Source organism: Chryseobacterium wanjuense, assembly GCF_900111495.1.
GTDB classification, from domain to species: Bacteria; Bacteroidota; Bacteroidia; order Flavobacteriales; family Weeksellaceae; genus Chryseobacterium; species Chryseobacterium wanjuense.
Genome location: NZ_FOIU01000004.1, coordinates 115,097 through 139,056, shown reverse-complemented (window position 1 = coordinate 139,056; position 23,960 = coordinate 115,097). Strand labels below are relative to the sequence as shown.

Below are 23,960 nucleotides of genomic sequence, written 5' to 3'. Positions count from 1 at the left end.
ATGCTCGCCAAATCTTACGAAAAAGCTTTTGATGATGAAGACTGGGTTTTCGAAATAAAATGGGATGGTTATCGCGCTATTGCCGATCTTAGCAAAGATCAGCCCCTCTTCTACTCCCGAAACGGAATTTCTTTTTTATCAAAATTTGATAAAGTATCGCAGGATTTCAAAAATCAAAAACACAAAATGATTCTGGATGGTGAAATTGTGGCGTATGACGAAAACGGAAGGCCTAATTTCCAGTTATTACAACAGATTGGAGATAACCCTAATTTAGCCTTAGTGTATCACGTTTTTGACATTCTCTGGCTCAATGGTCATCCTACTGAAGAACTTCCTTTAATTCAACGAAAAGAACTTTTAAAAGAAGCTTTAGTTGAAACTGATGTGATCAAATACTGTGATCATATTCCCGAAAAAGGCATCGATTTTTTTGAACAGATGAAAAAAATGCAACTCGAAGGAATGATCGCCAAAAAAGCAGACAGCCTGTATATTGAAAATCACAGAACTTCCGACTGGCTGAAAATAAAATTTACCAATACCGAAGAAGTCATCATCTGTGGTTTTACAGAACCTCGAGGTTCCAGAGAAGGTTTCGGGGCGTTGATTTTAGGAAAATATATTGATGAAAAGCTGATTTATGCAGGACATACAGGAACCGGTTTTAATAAAACATCCTTAAATGAAATGTATGAAAGGCTTAAGAAATTAGCGGTAAAAACTTCCCCGTTTGAAAATAAGCCGAAAACCAATATGCCCGTAACATGGACGAAGCCTGAGCTGGTGTGCGAAATAAAATATTCTGAAATTACCAAAGACGGAATTTTCCGGCACCCGGTTTTTGTAGCCATCCGTGAAGATAAAAATCCTGAAGAAATTGCAGATTCGAGTGAAAAGAGTAAAATTAATGAAAAACCTAAAGAAATGAAAGCTAAAACTCCCCCAAAAAGTACAAAATCTTCCGAAAAAGAAAAGGAAATCACCTTAAATAAACATACAGTAAAACTGACCAATCAGGACAAAATCTACTTCCCGAAAGATAGTATAACAAAAGGTAATGTGGTCGATTATTACCAATCCGTCGCAGATTACATTCTGCCGCATTTGAAAAACCGTCCGCTTTCGTTAAACCGTTTTCCGAATGGAATTGAAGAGCAAAGCTTTTATCAGAAAGATGCAAGCGATAATATTCCCGACTGGATAAAAACGACGCAGGTTTATTCGGAATCGAACGATAAATACATCGATTATATTTACTGTAACGACAAGGCGACTTTGGCTTATCTCAACAATCTGGGCTGTATCGATTTAAATCCGTGGAACTCATCGCTTCCTGACCTGGAACATCCTGATTTTTTGGTTCTGGATCTTGACCCTTCCAAGAAAAACACTTATGATGATGTCATTGAAACGGCTTTGCAGGTGAATGAAGTTTTAAAATCCATTAAAATTCAAGGCTATTGCAAAACTTCCGGTAGCACGGGAATCCACATTTACATTCCGATGGGTGGAAAATATGATTTTAACCAGGTGAAAGATTTTGCTCATATTCTGATGAAGCAGGTTAATGAAAAGTTACCGCAAATCACCACTTTAGAAAGAAGCTTGCAGAAAAGAGATGATAAAAAAATCTATCTCGATTATCTTCAAAACAGAACCGGACAGACGTTGGCCAGCGCTTACAGTTTACGACCAAAAGAGGGAGCTTCTGTTTCCATGCCGTTGGAATGGGAAGAATTAAAACCCGGTTTAAAACCTACGGATTTTAATATTCATAATGCGTTGGATAGAATTAAGGAAAAGGGGGATTTGTTTAAGCCTGTTTTGGGAAAGGGAATTGATATGATGAAGGCGTTGGAATTGTTGCAGGGAGGTGAATAATATTTTTTAATGCTAAGTTCTTTTGACAAAACTACATATTTTTATACAAATTAAGGAAGTTTCGCGACCAAACTCTCCGGCAAAATTTTCAAAATCAAATAAATCATTTTCCACTTAAAATTCGGAACAATGGTAAAAGAATTCCCGGCATTGACAATGAATTTTGCAACATAATCCGGCTCCATTATTAAAGACTCATTCAACTGTAAACCTTCATTGATTTTTGTTCTGATATAACCAATAACTAAAGCATTAACCTTAATATCTCTTGAAGCCAGTTCTTGTCTCAAACCTGCTAGATAAGTAGTAAAAGCCGCTTTTGTGCTTCCGTAAACAAAGTTACTTTTTCGACCTCGAACGCCTGAAAGTGAGGATAACCCAATGATCCTTTCTAAGTTTTTATTACTTTCATCTGTCGCAATAATATTTAAGATGGAAACCGCCCCCATATAATTCACCAGCATCATTTGTTGAGTACCTTTAAAATCTCTCAATGCTTTTTCGTTATCAACTAAAAATCCTGCAGCATATACTACAAGATGAGGTTTCACAGGAAGTTCGTTGTAAAATTTTTGGTGTGAATCGAAATCAACAGAATCAAAATGTAAAACCGTAACTTTTGAATGAAGATTATTTTGGCCGATAAAATCTTCCAGAGATTGTGTATTTCTTGAAGCCGCAATTACAGAAAAATCCTTTTCAATATATTGTTTGATACATTGTTTGGCAACATCGGAATTGGCACCCAGAATGAGAACGGTTTTGTTTGTGTTTTGATTCATGGGGCAAAGATAGAGTAAACCACAAATTTCACAAATTTTTTCACGAAGAACACAAATTATATGATTATATAAAAAGTTTCGGCGGGGTGAGCTTTGCTCACCCCGCCGAAACGAAATATCTTCAAAAAAGAAAAATTAGTTTTTCTCTTCGATTTCTTTTTTGTCAGTAGCTTTATCTGCTGTTTTTTCCGCAGCTTTTGCTTTATCTCCGAAACGGGCTTCTGTAAATTCTCTTGAAACAGCTGCTTTTTCGAATTTTAATTTCCCGGATAATGTTTCAATAACAAAACCATCATCCTGAACCTGAGCAATTCTTCCGTGAAGACCTGAAGTAAGGACAACTCTTGTTCCTACTTTAAGGGTTTCCTGGAAGTTTTTCTCCTGTTTCTGTTTTTTCATTTGTGGTCTTATCATTAAAAAATAAAACCCCACAAACATTACACCCATCATGATCAGCATCATGGAAGAATTTCCTCCCTGACCGGGTGCCTGTAAAAATATTGTTAGTATATTCATTATATTATGGTTGAATATTCGCAGTGAATGTTAATTTAATCGGTGCCTTTTCTACGTTAGCAAAAACATCAGCATACTTCTGAACATTTCCATCGAAGTTTGAAGAATCGAAATGTAACGTGATTTTTCCTTTTTTACCAGGCATGATCGGCTCTTTTGTAAAATCAGGAGCAGTACATCCGCATCCGGGTTTTACCTCAGAAATTACCAACGGATTTGTTCCTGTGTTTGTAATTTCGTAAACGTGCTCTACTTTATCTCTTTTTTTGATGTTTCCGAAATCGAAATTGTTTTCAGAAAGAGCAATTGTTGTTAGTGGCTGGTTAGAAACCGGTGCAGCTGGTGTTTCACCTGAAACCGTCGTTGCAGTAGAATCTCCGGCAACAGGAGCTGTAGGCGCAGCAGTAGAATCTGTAGTAGCAGATTCTGTACTTTGAACTTCTTTGTTTTCTTTTTTGCAAGAAACCAAACCAAAGCCTATGATAGACAAAGCGATAATTGATAACGTCTTTTTCATGTTTTATTCTTTATATTCTATTTAGATCTTTACAATATTTATCCAAAATTCCGTTAATGAAAATATTCGAACGGTCTGTTGCAAACACTTTTGCAATCTCAATATATTCATTAATAATAACTCTTGAAGGGGTAAAAGGAAAATTGTCAAGCTCCGAAATTGCCGTTGATAAAATTACTTTATCCATTAAAGAAACTCTGTCCAAATCCCAGTTTTCCAGTCTTTCTTCCAGTTTCTTTTCGTTGTTTTCCCAGTTGTTTAAAGTATCTCTCAATAATTTCCCGGCAAAATCTTTATCATCTTCATCTTTAATCATTTTGATCAAAGTTCTGCTTTCTTCATCTTCCTTCAGGAAACCAATCGTTTTCTGTACCATCGAATTGGCAATATGAATATCATCATACCATGAAAGTTCTTTGTCACCAAGATAGTCGTGGAAATCATCATTTTCAGCAATATATCTTAAAAATAATTTTCCGATAAACTTCTGATCATCCTCAAAAGAATATCCATCCTGTTTCATGAAATCCTGATACCGTTTTCCGGCAGTGATTCTCTGGAAAGTTTTCACCAATAAATCATCGTGCATATCCCATTTCAATTGCTTGTGCTGTCCTGTGAAGAACAATCTTTCAGGATTTTCCTCCAGCTTAATTAAAACTTGGTTGTTGATGAATTTTTGATTAGGATTAATATCAGCATCGGTTTTCAAATATTTATTTTTACCGATCTCGATTTGATTCTCTGCCAATTCTTTCAGAGCCACCAAAAAGTTTAGCTGATAGATATAGAGATAATAGATTTTCTCTATTCCGGCAAACATGTTTTTCTCTAAAACATCAAACTTTACAGGATTCTGGTAGTATGAATACACAGTCTGTACTACTTTTTCACGGATTTGTCGTCTTCCTAACATTCAAAGAGCTTTTTTATGGGTGCAAAGATACGAAATTTAAAATTTATGAAATTCGTAGTCTGCTTACATTTTCGTAATTTTGTAAAACTTTATGAAAGCGCTAAAAACCTTAAACCCCTATTTTTGGAAGCACAAAATATTGTTGTTTTGGGGACTGTTATTTATTATTGCCAGTAATTTTTTCAATATATATAAAGTTCAGTTCGTGGGTAAGTCGGTCGACGAGCTTACAAAGAACGGAAACTTAGGCTTCAATCAACAGGTCTTGATGTATGTTGGGATTATTGTAGGATGTTCTTTACTGACCGGATTTTTCACCTTCATGATGCGACAAACCATCATCGTGGCATCCAGAAGAATCGAATATGAGCTTAAAAATAAAATTTACAGACATTATCAGGATTTATCATTAACGGATTACAAGCAGACAACCATCGGAGATCTTATGAACAGGCTCAGTGAAGATGTTGTGGCAGTAAGAATGTATCTGGGACCTGGCGTCATGTATGTTGCCAACCTGATTGTCCTTGTCCTGATCACAGCAATTTACATGATAAAAACCGATGTTTCAATGACGCTTTGGACGTTGTTGCCACTTCCTATTTTATCGTATGCTATCTACAAAGTAAGTTCTATTATTAATAAAAAGTCGAAAATCATGCAGAAAAGCCAGTCTGCCATTTCAACTTTTGTACAAGATAGTTTCTCCGGTATCCGTGTGGTAAAATTTTTCGCAAGAGAGAATTATATCAAAAAAAATTGCGGTGTAAAAGTCACCGACTATCAGGACAAAGCGCTTGATTTGGCGAAAACTGAAGCATATTTCTTTACCATTATTTTATTCGTAATCGGATTATTGAATGTTGCCATCATCTGGATCGGCGGCGAAAAATATATTGCAGGACAACTAAGCATCGGTAAAATTGCAGATTTCTTCATGTACATCAATACATTGATCTTCCCGTTCTCAATGGTAGGCTGGGTAACTTCCGTGAACCAAAGGGCGGAAGCTTCCATGCAGAGAATTAATGAATTTATGGATAAAAAATCTGAGATCGTTAACAAAAACTTTGAAAATTATCCTATTAAAGGAAATATTGAGTTCAGAAATGTTTCTTATGTCTACCCGAATACAGGGATTAAAGCGCTTGATAATTTAAGTTTTTCAATAAAAGCAGGAGAATCTTTAGCAATCATGGGAAAAACCGGAAGCGGAAAGTCTACCATTGCCCTTCTTCTGTGCCGTTTGATAGACCCTACTGAAGGGGAAATTTTAATTGACGGCGTCAATCTCAAAGAGCATAATCTCGAAAATTACAGGAATTTTATCGGATATATTCCACAGGAAAGTTATCTTTTCTCCGATTCTATCGAAAATAATATCGGTTTTGCCATCGACAAACCTACGCACGAAAAAGTAGTGGAATATGCAAGAATTGCCGACGTTGATAAAAATATTGTTGAGTTTAAAGAACAATACAAAACCATGGTTGGAGAGCGTGGAGTGATGCTTTCGGGAGGTCAGAAACAAAGGATTTGTATCGCAAGAGCCTTAATTAAAGACCCTAATATTATTATTTTCGACGATTCTCTATCTGCATTAGATACCGAAACGGAACAAAATATCCTGGAAAATATCGACAGGAAAATTCATAATGCAACATCCATAATCATCACACACAGAGAGTCTAGCGCTCAGAGAGCAGATAAAATTATCAACCTTACTGAAATTACCAATTCCGTAACCGCTTAGCCGTTTCATTCTCAATTGTTAAATAAATCATAAAAAAAATTTTGTGATTAAAAGAAAACTTTTATATTTGTTCTTAACAAGATTAAAAAATATCTAACAATGAGTGAATACAAGGAACGCCATGAAAATGAAATTTTCACGAAGGTGTTAAAAGCAGGGAGAAGAACTTATTTCTTTGATGTGCGCGAGACGAAAGCAGGAGATTATTATCTTACGATTACCGAAAGTAAAAAGAACTTCGGGGAGAATGGGGAAGCTACATTCGAGAAACACAAAATTTACCTATACAAGGAGGATTTTAAAAGTTTTCAGGAGATGTTTAATGAGTCCACAGAATTCATCATTAATGAAAAGGGTGAGGATGTAATATCAGAAAAACATGACAAAGACTTCAAATCAAAATCTTATACGATCGATTCTGACGACGAAGTCTAAAAAAGAATAATTAAAAACACAAGCATCTGAAAAAGGTGCTTTTTTTATGCCCTTTATTTTTAAATAAATTAAAACTAGCCTAAAATTCAATTTAAAAGTTGTTTTAAAATAATTCTTAAAGAAGAAAAAAAACGATTTTTTATCCTGTCAATTTACATCTTGTTGCATTTTCCCTTAACGAACTTTAACAATTTTATTCTTTTTAATTGTTAAAAAATCTGAATCAACTATTTCAAAAAAAGGAAGTTAGAAATAAAAAAAGTACACTTTCACAAGTGTACTTTTATTTGGGTGAATGATGGGTCTCGAACCCACGACCTTCGGAACCACAATCCGACGCTCTAACCAACTGAGCTACAATCACCGTTTTGCGTGTGCAAATATAATAAAGAATTTTTAATTACCAAACTATTCCATCAAAATTTTTCAGTGCAATCAGCTTTTCAGACGTAAATCCCTCAGCATAAGTCACTCCCGAAAGTCTTCCTAAATCCTGAGCACGGTAAGTTAAGCTTTCATAAAAATCTTTTGTGGCAATTGGAGTCACCGGCTCTTTGGAAGTCGGATCATAAAACTGGGTTTTGAAGGCCATACAAGCTTCAATCTTTTTGTCCAGATGTTCTGAGATATCAATCACGAATTCCGGCTCGATATTTTTCCATTGAATATAATGGAAAATATGCTTAGGTCTCCAGACCTCCTGATTTTCGCCATCAAAAACTGTTTCAATTTTCCTCAGCCCTGCTAAAAAGCACGCATCTGACACTAATTTCGCTCCTTTTGCATGATCCGGATGTCTATCATCAATCGCATTGGCTAAGACGATTTCAGGCCTGTATTTGCGGATCATTTTTACGATCTTCATTTGATATTCTTCAGAATTCACCAGAAAGCCATCCTTCATTCCAAGATTTTCCCTGGCGGAAACTCCCAAAATTTTTGCGGCATCCATCGCCTCCACTTTTCTTGTTTCGTCGGTTCCTCTTGTTCCGAGCTCACCTCTTGTAAGATCTACGATAACGCAGTTTTTACCTTCCGAAACCATTTTGGCAATAGTTCCGCCACATCCCAGCTCTACATCATCAGGATGTGCTCCAAAAGCAAGTATATCTGTTTTCATATTTTCAAAGATAAGATTTAAACAAAAACTTCCCAAACATTACGAATGGGAAGTTTTAATATCTATAATTTACTATTTAAATTATTTGTTGATCTCTGCATTTAATTTCACTGCATCCTGATAAGAAGGATCCAACTGAAGAGATTTAGCAACATAGTCTTTAGCTTTTGCCATATCAGAATCTTTGCTCATGTATGCAACGGCAAAGTAAGCATATGCCAATGTCTGTTTGTTTGCTTCCTGCTCTGCCGGTTTTACGGTAGAAATAAATTTCTCATAAGCAATTTTAGCAGCATCATTATTACCAGCCTGCTGATAAGAATATCCTAAACTGTAGTATCCAGGTGCCCAATCAGGAAGAAGTGTATTCATTTTCTGCCAAGTTACAATAGCTCCGTTCCAGTTTTTGGCATCCTGATAAGCTGTTGCCAACTTAAATAATGAATCTGTATCTTGAGCATTAGCCGCAACTTTTTGTTTTAAACCTTCGATAGTCGGGTTTGTAGGTCCTGCATCTATATCAGCCTGAGAAGCACCTCCTCCTGCGATTTTAGCCAATTCCATATCCCACTTCATCGTTTCATCCTTAGCAGCTTTTGCGATAGCAATTTTTTGCTGAGCTTCAGCTGTCAATGCAGATTTTTTAGCAGCATCCGTTTCCGTTTTAGCCAATCCTGCAGCGATCAAACCTTGCAGACCCTGATCTGCAGGCTGTACTCTTGCTTTATCAGCCTGAGAAACGAAGTTATCCATATTTTGTTTTGCTTCAGCGTATTTACCGTCAGCATATAATTGATAAGCTCTTAATTTAAACTTAATCGGATCATTAATTTTATCAAAGATTTTATCTAAAACCTGCTTAGAGTTTGCATAATCTTCGTTTGTAAAATAAAGCTTAGAAATCTCTAATTGCGTATATGGGTCTTCATCAGCATATTTTGTATAGTTGATAAGGTCTTGTGTCGCTTTTGCATTTTGCTGATATCTGATATCATATGCCGCCATTACTTTGTAAGCCGGTGCATAAGACGGATCTGTAGCGATTGCCTTCTCAATATTTGTTTTTGCTTGTTGCCATTGTTGTGCAGCCATCCATAAAGAACCGATTCTTGTATACACCGATGCTTTATTTTTAGCAAGAGGTAATGCTTTTTCATAAGCTGTCATCGCATCACCAGGCATTCTTTTCAGTCTGTAAGCATCTCCTAAAGTATAATAGTAATGAGCAGGAACTCCTTTCTTTTCAGCTCTTTCAATAGCTTTATTCAAAAATTGAATCGCTAAGTCAGGAGAGTTATTTTTTTCAAATAATGTTAAAGCTTCAGCAGCCCTGAACAATACTTCCGCATCTTTTTCTTTAGAATCTGTTACAACTTTCTGGATTTCAGCAATTGCATTTTTATCACCTTTACCAAGTTTTACAGCTGCCAAACCGATTTTATTTAAATAGCTTTTGCTGTCTGCCGCAATACCTTTGTTAAAGTTTTCTGTAGCCGCCGCAAAGTCCGGATCCACCTGCTTCAAATATGTATTTCCTAAATAGAAATAATTTTCAGCACTTGGCTCCTTCGCGATCATGTTCGTAAAATTAGTTTTTGCTTGAGCATACTTATCACTATCAATACTATTGATACCATCCTGTACGGTCTGCGCAAAGGTAAAGTTGGTAAAAAACACCACAGCTGCTCCAAAAGCAATCTTCTTTACATTCATATTCATTATATCTTTCATTTTATATTTATAAATCAAGTTATTTTATACACAATTTTTAGACCAAAATAGTGTAGTTATTATGATAAAAAAGTTAATTTAATATTTTTTTAACGCATTTGCACCTCTCTTCTGTACAAATTGTATGGTTGTAAGCCTTCTTTTTGAACGATCATTTGTCCTAATTGTGTACAAGAATATCTTATAAAACCGTTGGCAATATTAAAATTTCCTTCATTGGTTAAAAAATAAAGTACTCTTGTGAAAGGATAGTTCATTTTGCGAAGATTTTCGGAATCTGTATTGTATAATTTTCCTTTGCTTTCCACAGGAAGAATTTTTACCATACTTCTCAATTCCTCAGATTCTTTATCATAAGGGCGACTGAATGTATTGAGCCCGATCACACCAATTTTATTAGGATATTTACTTAATTCCTCAATAATATTTTTACTCCCCGGAATCACGGAGAATTTTAATTCTTTCGGCTGTTTTTTAAGCTTTTGTGCAACAAAATTCAAGTTACTTGAATTCGCTCCGTCGAAGATAAATTCTTTATTATCCGACTGCATTCCCTGTGCAATTTCTTCCATAGAAATACTCTCTTTCGGAGAATCTTTCGGAACGATAAAAACCACAGCATCTGCAGCAAACCTGGCCGGTAAAAATTTTAGATCTACCTGTTCTTCATACGTTTTAATTTCCTCAGGAGACAGGTTTCTGGACATGACAATAATTCTGGCCTTATCTTTTAATAAATCGATAAAACCTAAATCTTCTTTTTTTGTAACAACTTTGATTTTTGTCTCAGGATAATTAATCATATAACCATCCGCTAACGCTTCTGTAACGCTTTTAAAGGACTCATCGGTAAAAATGGTCATTTCTCCTTTGTGATAAGACGGAGATTTGTCTTCATTTTTGCAGCTTACTGCTATAATACTAAGAAAAAATAGTATTACGAGTTTAACACTATTTTTCATTTCCTGAATTTTTTAATCTCAAAATCGCTCTGTAAATTCTGAAAATACCATAAAGAATCAGAAGTGCACCTAACGCATAGGCAACTCCAGGATCCAGAATTGTAAAGAAAAATTTGTAGATAATAACTACAATTCCCAGAACGATATAAAACAATCCCGTAACTAGGGATAACCAATTGAACATCATATAACAAAAATACCAAAAAAAATAAAAAGAGAAGCATAAGCTTCTCTTTTTTAATTATTATTTAAAGATAAAATTATCCTTCGAAATTCATCTTAACAGGGAAACGGAAACGAGAACGAACCGGTTGTCCGTTAACTTTACCAGGAATCCACTTAGTTTTGATACTCTTAACAGTTCTTTCAGCTTCTCTGTTGAAATCTGAATTAGAACCAGAAGCTTTAACCTGACTTAAAGATCCATCTCTTTCTACAACGAAAGTGATTTCAGTACTTAAAGTCCCTTCTCCTTCTACAGAAGAGTTATCAAAGTTATCCATGAATTTAGATCTAAATCCGTTGATACCACCTGAGCTAAAATCAGCTGCCTGGTCTACAGACTCATATACGTCATTAGTCACCTGAGGCTTAACTTCTACTGTTGAAGCCTTAGTACCTGTAGACGGTGGCGGTGGCGGTGGAGTATAAGCCGGAGCTTTTACACCTTCCTGATTCACCAAACCAGTCGTAGTTTCTAACTGCTTAGAAATTGGCGGTGGTGGAGTTTCGATCTTAGGAGCTTTTACAGGCTCCGGAACCACGTTCTGAATAATTTCAATTTTCTCTTCCTCTTTTGGAGGTGGAGGTGGTGGAGGTGGTTCTTCTTCTTTCGGCTGTTCTAAAACTTTATCTTCCTGAAGAATCTCTACAAGATCTGCCTTTACTTCTTGCTTAGGCGGTTCTGTAAGTCTCTTAATAGTAAGATAAATGAAAGGAGACAATGCCGCAATAAGGAATAATGCTGTTCCAACGATGAAAGATTTTGTCAAAAGTTTTGGATACTGATGTCTTAAATCGTATGCACCATATTCCTTGTTTCTATTTTCAAATACAATCTCGTCTAATGTAAGACTTGGATCGTATGCATTTTCATTTGCCATAGATTTACAATTTTATGGTTTAAATTACTTAGTAGCCGGTGCTGCAGGAGCTCCTGAGTTACCTACTTTTCTATCGTAAATAGCTTTTTCCCAAGGCTTAAGATCAGTAACACCGTACTGCTCACTCTTAGTAATAGCCATTTCGTCTAGAATATCTACGAAGTTTTTATATACAGCATCGTCAGTCGGTTTGATAATCACAGTAAACTTAGATCTATCAGCCGCGTTTGCTTTTGCCTGCTCAATAACTTTTCTAATTCCTTCTCTATCGAAAGAAGTTTCATTAAGATTCTGATCCGTTAAAGATGTATTATCTTGTTGGTGCCAGTAAATTTTATTGTTCTTCCCTAATAAAAGAGAGATAGAGTTAGAAAGTTTAATTTCTGTTGGAGGTGGTTTTTTATCTTTATCTTTCGGTTTTGCCGGAAGACCCAAATCCATTACATTCGGTTTAGAGAATGTGGTTGTGAACATAAAGAAGGTAATCAATAGAAAACCCAAGTCCACCATCGGAGTCATATCAACTCTGGTACTCTGCTTCTTGGAACGTACCTTGCCGCCTTTGGCGCCCTTTTCCTGTACTTGTACTTCTGCCATTTCTATCGATATTATTCGTTAGGTTTACCTTCTTGTGATGTAATCAACCAAAATTTAAGAAAATCAATATCTCTTAAACCTTCAAATAGGCTTTTAACTTTTGGATATTCTGTACTAACGTCACCTTTGATAGCTAGTTTGTACTCAGGGTTTACTTTTAAACTCTGCTCTACCCAATCTACTAATTGCTTATTTGTACTGTCCATAGGAATTCCTTTAGGACTTCTAAAATTCTTCTGCTCATCTTCCGGCAAATCCAAGAAGCTTTTCAGTTGGTTCATAGGAACCCCGATTGCTTGTACTTTTTGGAATGCAGCTTTTTCGTTGTTGTCAAAAGTAACACCGTACTTTTGTCCCATGTTGTCTAAAAGCTGAAGTCTTTCGGATGCATTTTCTACCGGCTGGAAATAAAATTTTCCGTCCGGAGTAGCGTTGATAGTCATCAAACTTGCATCAGGAAGTAACTTCTCTGATATTGAAGATGGCGGTTTGATCTGCTCCACGTCAGGTTTTTTAAACTGAGTGGTCAAGATAAAGAACGTAAGTAGTAGGAACGCAACGTCACACATTGCCGTCATATCCGTCACTACTCCATGTCTTTTAGGTTTGACTCTCGCCATTATTATTAATGATTTTTAATTAAACTTCTTTTTACTTAATGCAAATATCTTGCTAATTCTTAGTTGAATTCAGCGAAAGATTGTTGGATACTCATTGCGATCTCGTCGATCTTGTAAGTTAATCCATCAATTTTAGAAGTAAAGAAGTTATAAAGGATGATAGCGATTGCTGAAGTACCAATACCTAAAGCCGTGTTAATCAAGGCTTCAGAGATACCTGTAGAAAGTGCAGCCGCATCTGGAGTACCACCTCCTGAACCTAATGCAAAGAACGCCTTGATCATCCCGATTACAGTACCTAAAAGTGCTACTAACGTTGCAACAGTACCTAAAGTAGAAAGGATCATCATGTTTTTCTCAAGCATTGGCATCTCAAGAGTAGTAGCTTCTTCGATAGCTTTGTTCAGAGCTACCATTTTTTGCTCCTTATTTAAAGTAGTATCATGAGAAAGAGCTTTGTAAGTAGTAAGACCTTCTTTCACTACGTTACCTACAGAACCTTGTTGTCTGTCGCACTCTTCTAAAGCTTCGTCGATTTTGTTTTGGTTTAGTAAGCTTCTTACCTGTACTACGAAGTTGTCTAGGTTTCCTTTTCCAGCAGCTTTGCTAAGAACGAAATATCTTTCGAAAGAGAAAACGATTACCGTGATCATGAAAGTAATCAATATTGGTACGATTACTCCTCCTTTGTAGATAATCCCTAAGAACGATTCTGGATGAATGTCTTTTCCTTCAACACTTGAAAAAGCCACAGATCCGCCTCCTAGTTTTTCTGCATCTTTGAAGTTTCCTGGGTTACCAAGAACGAATAAATAAATACAAACTCCTATAATAAATAGAATAGGAATAATTAAAGCTGGGTTTAAACCTCCTGCTTTTCTAGCAACTACTTGCTCATCATTTTTTGAAACATTCATTTCCATATTTAACTAAATTATATTGTTTTAAAAATTTTACAAGGTGTAAATTAAAGGCAAAAATAATTAAAATGCAAGAGTCTTAAATAAACATTTGCCTTTTTTTTGACAAGGAAATTTTAATACACTTTCGATATTATAATTATTTTCTCTTTTTTTGGCAATAATCCTTAATTTTAACATTTACGTTAAAAAATTAAAAAAATAAGACCCTCATTTTTTTTAATTTGCCAATGTTAATTTTTTTTTAAATTACGATATTCACAATTCTGTGAGGCACTACAATGATTTTTTTCGGCGCTTTTCCTTCCAGAATCTGTTGCATTTTCTCATCATTTATCACCAAATCCTCCACTTCCTTCGGAGATAACTGAGCAGATAGGGATATTTTAAACTTTGTTCTTCCGTTTACACTCACCGGATATTCTATTTCGTCTTCTACTAGATAATCCTCGTTCAGCACAGGGAATTTCTCGAATTCGACAGAAGTATCATGACCCAGCAAACTCCAAAGCTCTTCACAAATGTGCGGGGCATAAGGAGAGATGATAACGGCTAAAGGTTCCAAAATATTGCGTTTGTTACATTTTATTTTTTGTAATTCATTTACAGCGATCATAAATGAAGATACAGACGTGTTGAAAGAGAAGTTTTCGATGTCGTAAACTACCTTCTTTATTAATGTATGCAATACTTTATATTCGGCTTTTGTAGGTTCTTCGTCTGAAACTTCAAAATTTTCTCCATTAAAATAAAGATTCCAGAATTTTTTCAGGAAACCGTAAACACCACTCAGTCCTTGCGTGTTCCAAGGTTTGGATTGCTCTAGCGGACCTAAGAACATTTCATACAACCTTAAACCATCTGCTCCATATTCATTACAGATGTCATCAGGGTTTACAACGTTGTATTTTGATTTGGACATTTTTTCTACTTCACGTTCGGTAATGTATTTTCCATCTTCTTCTAAAATAAATTCGGCATCAGCAAATTCCGGTCTCCACTTTTTAAAAGCATCAATATTTAATTCATCTGATGTTCCTTTTAATAAAGATATATCAACATGAGTCACAAACCTCTGGAATGGAATTAGTGAATCCAATTCATATTCTTTTATGTCAAGGTTTAAATTCTTAAATTCTTTCTCAATATATGGAGTAAGTAAATCAAAAAACTTGTTTTTGTTTTCTGTAAAGCCTTCCTCCTTAGAACTTAATGTTTTAATATATTTTTTATACCCGTTTGAAATAAACAAATTTTTTAAAACAATTTGTTCAACTTCATTTAACTTAGTCAACTTGCCATTTCCTACTCTTTGAGACTCTGCCTTTTTTCTCATATTTAAGGCAATCCTAAATACAAAAGCACTCATCCCCAAAATCATACCCTGATTAATCAACTTCTGGAAAGGCTCATCATGACTGATATACCCTCTGTCTTTTAAGAACATATTCCAGAAACGGGAATATAATAAGTGACCTGTCGCGTGCTCGCTGCCTCCTATATATAAATCTACCTGTCCCCAATAATCTGCCAGTTCTTTTTTAACAAAAACCTCATCATCATTCGGATCCATATATCTCAGGAAATACCAAGAGCTTCCAGCCCAACCGGGCATTGTAGATAATTCTAATGGGAAAACAGTTTTTTCATCAATTAAATCTGTAGCCACCACTTTTTGATTCGCTTCATCCCATGCAAAAGTTTTTGCATTTCCTAATGGCGGATCTCCGTCTTCTGTCGGTAAATATTTTTCAACTTCAGGAAGTTCTAAAGGCAATGCAGAAGTCGGCAACGTGTAAGGCATCCCATCCTTATAATATATAGGAACAGGCTCTCCCCAATAACGCTGTCTTGAGAAAATCGCATCACGCTGTCTGTAGTTCGTCGTTCCGTGACCGATGCCTCTTTTTTCTATGGCTGTAATAATTAAAGCTTTTGCCTCGTCATAACTTAAACCATTCAAGAAATCAGAATTTACGCAAACGCTGGTTTTAGAATCAAAAGATTTTTCCTGAACGTCTTCGTCTGTTTCTACAACTTTTTTAATTTCAAGATTAAATTTCTTCGCAAATCTGTGATCGCGCTCGTCATGTGCAGGAACCGCCATTACAGCTCCCGTTCCGTATCCCATCAATACATAATCTGAAATATAGATCGGCATTCTCTCATTGCTGAAAGGATTGACCGCATAACTTCCCGTGAAAGCACCCGAAACGTTTTTCACATCAGACATTCTGTCTCTTTCGGTTTTTTTGGAAGTTTCTTCAATATAAGTATCTACTTCAGCTTTTTGTTCGGCTGTAGTAATTGTTTCCACCAAAGGATTTTCAGGAGCCAATACCATAAAAGTCGCTCCAAAAATTGTGTCAGGTCTTGTCGTGAACACTTCAATGATCTCATCGTGACCTTCAACATTGAATCTCACCTGCGCTCCCTGAGATTTCCCGATCCAGTATTCCTGGGAATCTTTCAGAGGTTGTGGCCAGTCAAGAGTTTTTAAACCTTGTAATAACCTTTCTGAATATGCAGAAATTCTCATGCTCCACTGCATCATTTTCTTTTGGAAAACAGGGAAACCTCCTCTTTCAGATTTTCCGTCTTTCACCTCATCGTTTGCCAAAACTGTTCCTAAAGCCGGACACCAGTTTACTGTCGTTTCTGCTCTGTAGGCTAAACGATAATTTAATAAAATATCTTCTTTATCAATATCAGAAGCTTCTTTCCATTCTTCTGCCGTGAAATGTAATTCGTCGTTTTGATTGGCATTTACATCTTCCGTTCCTTTTTCTTCAAAATGTTTGATTAAAGTTGAGATCGGTTCTGCCTTGTCTGTATCCTTATTATACCAGGAATGGAACAATTCGATAAAAATCCATTGTGTCCATTTATAATAGGAAGCGTCGGAAGTTCTTACCTCCCTGCTCCAGTCGAATGAGAAACCAATCTTTTTTAATTGTTCCTCATATCTTGTAATATTTTGTTCAGTGGTGATCGCAGGATGCTGCCCAGTCTGAATTGCATATTGCTCAGCAGGAAGTCCGAAACTGTCGTAACCAACCGGGTGGAGAACATTGAAACCCTGATGTCTCTTATATCTCGCGTAAATATCTGACGCAATATACCCAAGCGGATGGCCTACGTGAAGCCCTGCTCCTGATGGATACGGAAACATATCGAGAACATAAAATTTTGGTTTGTCTGTGTTATTGGAAGTTTTGTACGTTTGATTGTCTTCCCAGTATTTCTGCCACTTTTTTTCTATCTGCTGATGATCGTAAAACACTTTTTTATAGATATTAGATGTTAGACTCTAGATGTTAGATTTTTTTTAATTCTAAAATCAAGATTCACAAAAATAATGATTTTAAAAGAAATGGAAATTTTAATTTTCGATTAATTAGCAATCACAAAAAAATCCCATCCGAAGATGAGATCTTTATTTTAAATATTTAATTCTGATTATTGTTGAGGAATTCTCTTGAATGTATAAGTCACAGAATGATATTCAGTAGGATCTGTTGTATCTTCGATCGTAAGGTTCAGTGTAGTTTCGTTGAGACCCGTTACTTTCCCTTTGTCTGGTTCTACAATTCCTTGATACTTCACTTCAATAGCTTTGGTGTCATTATTATAAATATAAGTAAAGTTTCTGTCAAAAGTTGTCACACATTCTCCGGGAATTGCGCCATCACCTTTATCCGTTGCTTTTCCGGTATTTCCGGAATTGAAAACCCATCTACCTTGTTTCTGACAGTCTGTATAAGTGATCTCGTCGGAAACAGGAGTGCCTCCTACAGGGACAGTCGTAACAACTTCTTTCACCGGCTGCCAAGTTCCAACAAGCGGATATTCAATAGTAGTATCGTCGTCGTTATTACATCCGGTAGCTACAAATAATGATAAACCTGCAAATAGTAATGCTAATTTCTTCATGTATCAAATTTTTCAAGGGCTAAAATTATAATTTTTTTGATTTATTTAATAATTTTTTGTGAAAAATTATTGGAAACTTATTTATTTTCAAAAATATAAAAGCATTTTCACCCAATATTACCTCTATTTAACAAAATATTGAACACCGGAATAACCCTCTATTCTTCGAAAAAAGCTATTTTTGCACAAAACAATGCAAATGCAAGACATTACGAAAAATAATTTTGACTTTTTACGTGTTCTCCTCGCTTTTATCGTTTTTGTAGGACATTTAGGGACGCTAAGTGCCTCCAAAGAGCTCAAAATACTAGAAAACAGCCCGATTGAGATTGCAGTTTTCGGTTTTTTTATTGTCAGTGGATTTCTTATTGCAAGAAGCTACGACAGATCTTCAAGCTTAAAAAGCTATATTAAAAAGAGAATCAACAGAATTGTTCCTGCTTATTTATTAGTTGTTTTTTTATGTGCTATTTTGCTAAGTTTGGTCAGTACCCTTCCTTTTAGAGAATATTTCAGCAATACACAGGTGTATAAATACCTTTTCTGGAATTCTTTATTTCTAAATTTCAAAGCACCCTGGCTTCCGGGAGTTTTCGGCAATCAGGCGGTGAACGGTGCGCTCTGGACTTTAAAAGTTGAAATGTCCTATTATTTTTGCGTTCCGTTATTGTTTCTTCTTTTCGGTAAAAACAATAAATACAGAAATACCAGCTTAATTATCATCTATTTTTTATCTCTTATTTACCTTAATTATTTTGAATCCATAGGAAAGGTTTCAATTGCGAAACAAATTCCGGGAACTTTATCCTACTTCATTCCTGGAATGCTGATTTATTTTAATTTTGATCAATTTATTAAACATAAAAATTTACTGTTTATCATTGCTATTATAACCGTTTGGATCGATCTATTCACAGGAATTATTTTATTCTCTCCCGCGATGATCGGTATCATTACGCTTTATATCGCCTATTCATTCAAATTCTTAAATAACTTCGGAAAATACGGAGATTTCACGTACGGAATTTATATTTTCCACTTCCCTATCATCAGAACTTTTACGACATTGGGGCTTTTTCAGGATTATAATCCTTATGTAATGGCTATTGTCTGTATGTTGGTTGTGATTGCGGTGGGAGTAAGCTCATGGCATTTTTATGAAAAAAGATTTTTATAATTTTAATGAAATTTAAAACACAAAATGAAAGACCTGGTTTCCATCATTACCCCATCTTACAATTCCGCCGAGTTTATCGAGGAAACGATACAATCTGTTTTAGATCAAACCTATGAAAACTGGGAATGGCTCATTACGGATGATTTGTCCAAAGACAATACCGTTGAAATCATTAAAAAATACAACGATCCCAGAATAAAACTACAGGTTCTTGAGCAAAACGGAGGTGCCGGAAATGCGAGAAATAAAAGCCTGGAAAGAGCTCAGGGAAGATACATTGCCTTCCTGGATTCCGACGATTACTGGTATCCGGAATATCTGGAAACCATGACAGATTATATGCAGGAAAATAATGCGGAACTTGTCTACTGCAACTATTCCAGATGTGATGAACATACGATGGAACCTATTCTAAAGGATTTTCTGGCGGATAAAGTTGTGACTTTTTCTAATTTGCTTAAAACCTGCAGACTGGCTCCGGTTTCTACCATTTATGATACAAAAAGGGTCGGAAAATTTTTCTTTCCTGTAAAAAGCAAGCGCGAAGATCACGTCATGTGGCTGAATTTACTAAAGGAAATTCCAAAAGGGTATCCCGTAAAAAAGACGTTGGCGAAATACAGAATGCGTGAAAACAGTGTTTCCAGAAAGAAGAAAAATATTATTAAAGATCAATATCTGGTGTATAAAGATTTTATGAAATTTTCTACAGTAAAATCTCTGTATTACACGGCAAACTGGGCAGTAAACGGATTTCTGAAATATTCAAAAATATTTAATTAGTGGAGTATTCAAAAGAGTTTAAAGCCGCACTCAGTGCATTTTCCAGCATAGAAAAAGACCGTCTTATTTTCAGATTATTGAAAAAGGATAAACTTTTGTCTAAAAAATTGTATTTTGAACTGATCGATCAGGAAACCACCGACGACAAACGAGATGCAATGGAAGAAAATGTCCGGGAAAAAGTGTTATTGGCTTCAAAATATATCGGAAATCAGAAATATTTTTTAAGCATTATTCGAAAAATCAGTGCAGAAATCACTGAACATGTGAAAATTACCACCGATAAATTCGGAGAAGTTTCTCTTAATTTATTATTGATTGATAAAATTTTAGACTACAACGAAGATCTTAGTCGACAACGATTTGATAATGTCTACAAGCTCTATATTTATATCATTAATAAAATTTTCAGAGCATTACTTCTTATTAAAAAGCTGGATGAAGACTACTGGATGGAAATTGATGAATACCTGCAAAGTCTTGAAACCAAAATCAATAAAAATCATTATCTGCAAAAGCTTTGCATCAATAATCACCTGGATTTTAAATGGCTGAGATGTGAAAATATTCCTGAAAATATAGATCAGATCGTAAAAGAAATAAAAAATCAGGGGTTTTTACGATAAAATTTTCTTTATAATTAAATCTGTTGAGTTCGGTTTTTCTGTAACGAATTTCTCGGCATTTTCAGACATTTTCAGAAGCTCTTCTTCATTATTTAAAAGAAACATAACAAAATCTGCGGCCAAACCTGCATTTTCAAAAGATCTGCCACCGTCAACTGAAATCAGTTCATCTGCTTCAGGATTTTTTCTGTAATGATTTCCAAAAATTACAGGTACCCCAAAAATCGCTGCTTCCAGAATATTGTGCAGTCCGGCATCATGAAAACCACCGCCAACTACCGCAACATCGGCATAAGAATATAATTTTGAAAGTAAACCGATACTGTCAATAATTAAAACTCTTGACTGAAAATTTTTAACTAATTTTTTTATTTCACTGTATAAAATTGCGTCAGGGAAAATTTGTTTTAAATGCTGAACTCTTTTCAAATCATGAGGAGCGATGATTAATTTGGCATACGGGCTTCCCTGCAAAACCTCTTCAGCAACTTTTTCTTCCGCCTGCCACGAACTTCCAAAAACCACCACCTTATCATCACCAGTGAAATCTTTGATGAAGTCCACATGATTATTGCGGGTTCTCAATTGTTTTACCCTGTCGAATCGGGTGTCTCCGGTCACGGAAGATTTTGTCAATCCGATACTTTTTGCCAATGCAAAAGACATTTCAGTCTGATGAAAAAACCAGTCAATATTTTTTTGCAGTTCCTTTACAAACCACTTTCCATAAGAGGTAAAAAAGGATTGTCTTTCGTAGAACAGCGCTGAAATGACGTACGTTTTTGCCCCTTTGTTTTTTAATTCTTCCAGAAGATTATACCAGTAATCATACTTCACCGTAAAAAATAGTTGAACATCAAACTGAGAAATAAATTCTTTCACGGAAGACTTCTTATCAAATGGCAGATAACAAATGGCATCTGCGATATTTTTTTTCTTAACAACGTGTTCATACCCCGATGGAGAGAAGAATGTTACAAGAATCTTATGGTCCGGAAAATTTTCTTTTAACTGTTCTAAAACAGGAAGTCCCTGCTCATATTCGCCCAAACTTGCAGCGTGCATCCAAATGACTTTATCCGTCTTTGAAAATGCAGATTTAACTTTTTGTAACGACTTTTTCCTTCCTTCAACGCCCTTTTTAGTTTTATCATTAAACAACGAAAAAACCTTCATCCCAAAGATGAGCAGATTGATGAATATGTTATAAAAAAAATACATCTCAATTTATTTTAAATCTCTATTCTGTCGTTATTAGTGGAAGGATTTGAAATTACTAAAAACTCCAGCTCTTCTAATGATTCGTTTGCAATATAATGTTTTGATTTCGGTAAAACAGAAATGCTTTCTCCTGTTTTCACTGAAAATTTTTCATCATCACAATAAAACACTGCTTCCCCTTTTAAAATATAAAAAAACTGTTCTGAGTACTCATGAAAATGCAGTTTCTCTGCAGTTCCCGCAGGCATGATTTCCTGTTTTACGGAAAGATTTTGGGAGTCTTTCAGAACCCAGCTGTCACAGGCATTTCCCCAGATATAATGTTCCGTATTATTTTTAGATTTTATCATTTGAAAAGACCTACAAAAATGAACAGTATAATTAAACTTCCAAACAGTGTCAGAATAGCCGTTGTCATCGGCACTCGCGGCTTTGCATTTTCATCAAAAGAATACCTGAACATATAATCCTGACTGTTCAAAAAAATCAGAGCAATAAGCGCATACAGCCATCTGATGAAAATTTCCATAATCAAAAACTGAGCGTGCATATTATCCTCTGTAATTTTTACAGGATAATTGGCATATTCAGGAGCTCTCACAACAAAAGCAAATACAGTGTAAAATATTGTAAGTAAAACCGGCGTTAAAAAAGAATATTTTTTAGTTCCGAAATTATCTGCCTTCCCATCAAAATCGAAATGAATAGGAATGGTCTGCGGCAAAGTTTTATAGTTTCTTATTGTAAACTGCCACAAAAAAACAAGTAATCCAAAATTAAAAACATCAAATATGATGAGGAAAATATTCTCCATTTCAGACGATTTTAAAAATTACAATACACTTTTTATTACTCTTAATTTATGAGTATGCTTATTCAGTTCTTTGTTGAAAATCCCTGTAGAATCCAACGTATCAATTCTCACTTTTCCTGAAGCGTGAATGATTTTCTGGTTCTCCAACATGATCCCCACATGGATAATTCTGCCTTCTTCGTTTTCAAAAAACGCTAAGTCTCCGGGCTGGCTTTCCTCAACGAAAGTTAATGGCTCTCCTATTTCCGCCTGTTGATAAGTGTCTCTCGGCAATTTTACATCATGGATTTTATACACCAATTGTGTAAACCCTGAACAGTCAACCGCAAAGAAACTTTTTCCGCCCCATAAATACGGAACATTTAGGAATTCTCTAGCCGTTAAAGCGACACTTTCACGCACATCATGACTTCTTCTTGATGCCACAGCAGGAAACTCAACTTCCGAACCCATCGAAAGTAAAATTTTTCCATCATTCATTAAAACCGAAGAAAAATCTTCAGTAATCACCGTTACTTTTCGTTTTGCCAATTCTTCGTCTGTTACAGTCTTGATCTGTTTCGTATCCATCCATCCTTCATAGCCGTCGTAGTGCATTTTTATCTTGGTCCAGTTTTTATTCACTTCCAAAATATCTGCACTTTCTCCAAATAATATTTCCGTAACAATTTCTGCTTTGTCCGAGCTTTCTGCACGAACGGGCGCTACTGTAACAATACAAATTCCTTTATTCATCAATTTATATTAAAAGTTTTAGGTTGAGGCTAAGCTGAGAAATTTTTCAATAATCTTAAACTTACACTCCGCCTTATTCTATTTTCTGCGAAGAAAATTTACTCCGTCTCGCAAAGGTAAAATAAGATTTTCAAAATCATCATCTTTTGCGATCAAATCATTTAATTCCTTAATCACCTGTGTCGATTTCTGCTTCGGGTTTTCTTCCAACACTTTGCCGTACCAGAGCACGTTGTCGAATAGTACCACCGATCCGGATTTTGTTCTTGGTTTGATTAATCTGAAATATTCAGCATAATTTTCTTTGTCCGCATCTATGAAAATCAGATCAAAAATTTCATTGGTTTCTTTTAAAAATTCTTTTGCATCCTGAAGTTTAAAATCAATCTGCCCGGAATATTCGCTTTCTGCAAAATATTTTTTGGGTAAATACGCTAGATCTTCATTCACATCCAATGTGGTAATTTTTCCGTCTTTTGCTAAACCTGCCGTTAAACAAAGTGTAGCATATCCCGTAAAAGTTCCGATTTCAAGAATATTTTTCGGCTGCATCATTTGAGAAATTATCGTCAGCAATCTCCCCTGTTGGTATCCCGAAATCATATGAGGCTGCGTCGTTTTCTGGTAAGTTTCTCTTCTTAATTTTTTCAGAATTTCAGGTTCCGAGGAAGCGTGTGTTTCCAGATACCTGTCCATTTCAGGATTCTTTTCTTCAAAAAAACTCATTCTACAATTTTTTGTTATTCAAATTTACTTAAATATTAAGAAAAAAGACAAATAAACGCCAAGTTTCCGCGTAATGGGGAAAACCCCAT

At 35.5% G+C, this 23,960-nt stretch carries 25 protein-coding genes and 1 tRNA gene; 6 read left to right on the top strand and 20 right to left on the bottom strand.

The genetic code is table 11. The features are described 5' to 3' along the window. Entirely contained in the window at positions 1-1,884 is a 1,884-nt protein-coding gene (gene ligD / locus BMX24_RS19125) for a DNA ligase D (RefSeq protein WP_089795707.1), read from the top strand. Between the two features lie 50 nt (positions 1,885-1,934). Here ligD and BMX24_RS19120 read toward each other — a convergent pair whose 3' ends face one another. The 4 genes from BMX24_RS19120 to BMX24_RS19105 all read right to left on the bottom strand — a co-directional run bounded on the left by BMX24_RS19120 (position 1,935) and on the right by BMX24_RS19105 (position 4,615). Continuing rightward, complete coding sequence (locus tag BMX24_RS19120; RefSeq protein WP_089795705.1) at positions 1,935-2,666, bottom strand: SDR family NAD(P)-dependent oxidoreductase; 732 nt, start codon at positions 2,664-2,666, stop codon at positions 1,935-1,937. 135 nt (positions 2,667-2,801) lie between these two features. Next, on the bottom strand, positions 2,802-3,182 hold the full coding sequence (gene yajC / locus BMX24_RS19115; protein WP_089795704.1) for a preprotein translocase subunit YajC: 381 nt from the start codon (positions 3,180-3,182) through the stop codon (positions 2,802-2,804). Positions 3,183-3,186: 4 nt separating this feature from the next. Then, a complete protein-coding gene (locus BMX24_RS19110; protein ID WP_089795701.1) occupies positions 3,187-3,699 on the bottom strand; it encodes a DUF1573 domain-containing protein in 513 nt (170 codons plus the stop codon). A 10-nt stretch (positions 3,700-3,709) separates the two neighbouring features. After that, positions 3,710-4,615, bottom strand: a complete 906-nt coding sequence (locus BMX24_RS19105; RefSeq protein WP_089795699.1) for a transcription antitermination protein NusB — start codon at positions 4,613-4,615, stop codon at positions 3,710-3,712. A 91-nt stretch (positions 4,616-4,706) separates the two neighbouring features. Here BMX24_RS19105 and BMX24_RS19100 point away from each other — a divergent pair, with 91 nt between their 5' ends. Together BMX24_RS19100 and BMX24_RS19095 are read left to right on the top strand one after the other, a co-directional pair. After that, on the top strand, positions 4,707-6,368 hold the full coding sequence (locus tag BMX24_RS19100; RefSeq protein WP_089795697.1) for an ABC transporter ATP-binding protein: 1,662 nt from the start codon (positions 4,707-4,709) through the stop codon (positions 6,366-6,368). Positions 6,369-6,467: 99 nt separating this feature from the next. Next, the gene (locus BMX24_RS19095) at positions 6,468-6,803 is read left to right on the top strand and encodes a DUF3276 family protein (RefSeq protein WP_089795695.1); all 336 of its coding nucleotides are present in this window, start codon (positions 6,468-6,470) and stop codon (positions 6,801-6,803) included. A 289-nt stretch (positions 6,804-7,092) separates the two neighbouring features. On the opposite strand, the gene BMX24_RS19090 is transcribed toward BMX24_RS19095, so the two are convergent. The 11 genes from BMX24_RS19090 to BMX24_RS19040 form a co-directional block, all read right to left on the bottom strand. Beyond that, positions 7,093-7,168, bottom strand: a tRNA-His gene (locus BMX24_RS19090). 35 nt (positions 7,169-7,203) lie between these two features. Then, positions 7,204-7,923, bottom strand: a complete 720-nt coding sequence (gene bshB1 / locus BMX24_RS19085; protein WP_089795693.1) for a bacillithiol biosynthesis deacetylase BshB1 — start codon at positions 7,921-7,923, stop codon at positions 7,204-7,206. 81 nt (positions 7,924-8,004) lie between these two features. Further along, complete coding sequence (locus tag BMX24_RS19080) at positions 8,005-9,654, bottom strand: tetratricopeptide repeat protein (RefSeq protein WP_089795691.1); 1,650 nt, start codon at positions 9,652-9,654, stop codon at positions 8,005-8,007. 89 nt (positions 9,655-9,743) lie between these two features. After that, positions 9,744-10,616: a PstS family phosphate ABC transporter substrate-binding protein gene (locus BMX24_RS19075; protein ID WP_089795689.1), complete on the bottom strand. Its 873-nt coding sequence runs from the start codon at positions 10,614-10,616 to the stop codon at positions 9,744-9,746. Continuing rightward, positions 10,606-10,803, bottom strand: a complete 198-nt coding sequence (locus tag BMX24_RS19070) for a DUF308 domain-containing protein (protein WP_170835757.1) — start codon at positions 10,801-10,803, stop codon at positions 10,606-10,608. The genes BMX24_RS19075 and BMX24_RS19070 overlap by 11 nt, the downstream gene beginning before the upstream one ends. Before the next feature lie 73 nt (positions 10,804-10,876). Beyond that, positions 10,877-11,719 (bottom strand): energy transducer TonB, encoded by an 843-nt coding sequence (locus BMX24_RS19065; protein ID WP_089795683.1) that lies wholly within the window; start codon positions 11,717-11,719, stop codon positions 10,877-10,879. A 24-nt stretch (positions 11,720-11,743) separates the two neighbouring features. Further along, positions 11,744-12,316, bottom strand: a complete 573-nt coding sequence (locus BMX24_RS19060) for an ExbD/TolR family protein (protein ID WP_089795681.1) — start codon at positions 12,314-12,316, stop codon at positions 11,744-11,746. Between the two features lie 11 nt (positions 12,317-12,327). Then, positions 12,328-12,936: an ExbD/TolR family protein gene (locus BMX24_RS19055; protein ID WP_089795679.1), complete on the bottom strand. Its 609-nt coding sequence runs from the start codon at positions 12,934-12,936 to the stop codon at positions 12,328-12,330. Positions 12,937-12,995: 59 nt separating this feature from the next. After that, on the bottom strand, positions 12,996-13,859 hold the full coding sequence (locus BMX24_RS19050) for a MotA/TolQ/ExbB proton channel family protein (RefSeq protein ID WP_089795677.1): 864 nt from the start codon (positions 13,857-13,859) through the stop codon (positions 12,996-12,998). Between the two features lie 241 nt (positions 13,860-14,100). After that, a complete protein-coding gene (locus tag BMX24_RS19045) occupies positions 14,101-17,139 on the bottom strand; it encodes a leucine--tRNA ligase (protein ID WP_089795674.1) in 3,039 nt (1,012 codons plus the stop codon). A gap of 176 nt (positions 17,140-17,315) precedes the next feature. Continuing rightward, positions 17,316-17,789 (bottom strand): lipocalin-like domain-containing protein, encoded by a 474-nt coding sequence (locus BMX24_RS19040; protein WP_089795672.1) that lies wholly within the window; start codon positions 17,787-17,789, stop codon positions 17,316-17,318. A gap of 199 nt (positions 17,790-17,988) precedes the next feature. On the opposite strand from BMX24_RS19040, the gene BMX24_RS19035 reads away from it, so the two are divergent. From BMX24_RS19035 to BMX24_RS19025, 3 genes are read left to right on the top strand one after another with little or no spacing between them, the layout of a single operon-like run. Further along, complete coding sequence (locus BMX24_RS19035; RefSeq protein ID WP_170835756.1) at positions 17,989-18,966, top strand: acyltransferase family protein; 978 nt, start codon at positions 17,989-17,991, stop codon at positions 18,964-18,966. A gap of 24 nt (positions 18,967-18,990) precedes the next feature. Further along, positions 18,991-19,749 carry a glycosyltransferase family 2 protein gene (locus tag BMX24_RS19030; RefSeq protein WP_089795667.1) on the top strand — a complete coding sequence of 253 codons (759 nt, stop codon included), beginning with the start codon at positions 18,991-18,993 and terminating at the stop codon, positions 19,747-19,749. Continuing rightward, the gene (locus tag BMX24_RS19025; protein ID WP_089795665.1) at positions 19,749-20,375 is read left to right on the top strand and encodes a deoxyuridine 5'-triphosphate nucleotidohydrolase; all 627 of its coding nucleotides are present in this window, start codon (positions 19,749-19,751) and stop codon (positions 20,373-20,375) included. The genes BMX24_RS19030 and BMX24_RS19025 overlap by 1 nt, the downstream gene beginning before the upstream one ends. On the opposite strand, the gene BMX24_RS19020 is transcribed toward BMX24_RS19025, so the two are convergent. The 5 genes from BMX24_RS19020 to BMX24_RS19000 all read right to left on the bottom strand — a co-directional run bounded on the left by BMX24_RS19020 (position 20,367) and on the right by BMX24_RS19000 (position 23,871). Then, positions 20,367-21,596: a 3-deoxy-D-manno-octulosonic acid transferase gene (locus tag BMX24_RS19020; protein ID WP_089795663.1), complete on the bottom strand. Its 1,230-nt coding sequence runs from the start codon at positions 21,594-21,596 to the stop codon at positions 20,367-20,369. The genes BMX24_RS19025 and BMX24_RS19020 overlap by 9 nt on opposite strands. Before the next feature lie 11 nt (positions 21,597-21,607). Further along, a complete protein-coding gene (locus BMX24_RS19015) occupies positions 21,608-21,946 on the bottom strand; it encodes a cupin domain-containing protein (protein ID WP_089795660.1) in 339 nt (112 codons plus the stop codon). After that, positions 21,943-22,410: a DUF1648 domain-containing protein gene (locus BMX24_RS19010; RefSeq protein ID WP_089795658.1), complete on the bottom strand. Its 468-nt coding sequence runs from the start codon at positions 22,408-22,410 to the stop codon at positions 21,943-21,945. The genes BMX24_RS19015 and BMX24_RS19010 overlap by 4 nt, the downstream gene beginning before the upstream one ends. An 18-nt stretch (positions 22,411-22,428) precedes the next feature. Beyond that, on the bottom strand, positions 22,429-23,145 hold the full coding sequence (locus BMX24_RS19005) for a C40 family peptidase (protein WP_089795655.1): 717 nt from the start codon (positions 23,143-23,145) through the stop codon (positions 22,429-22,431). Positions 23,146-23,223: 78 nt separating this feature from the next. Next, the gene (locus tag BMX24_RS19000) at positions 23,224-23,871 is read right to left on the bottom strand and encodes an O-methyltransferase (RefSeq protein WP_089795653.1); all 648 of its coding nucleotides are present in this window, start codon (positions 23,869-23,871) and stop codon (positions 23,224-23,226) included. Positions 23,872-23,960 lie beyond the last annotated feature (89 nt).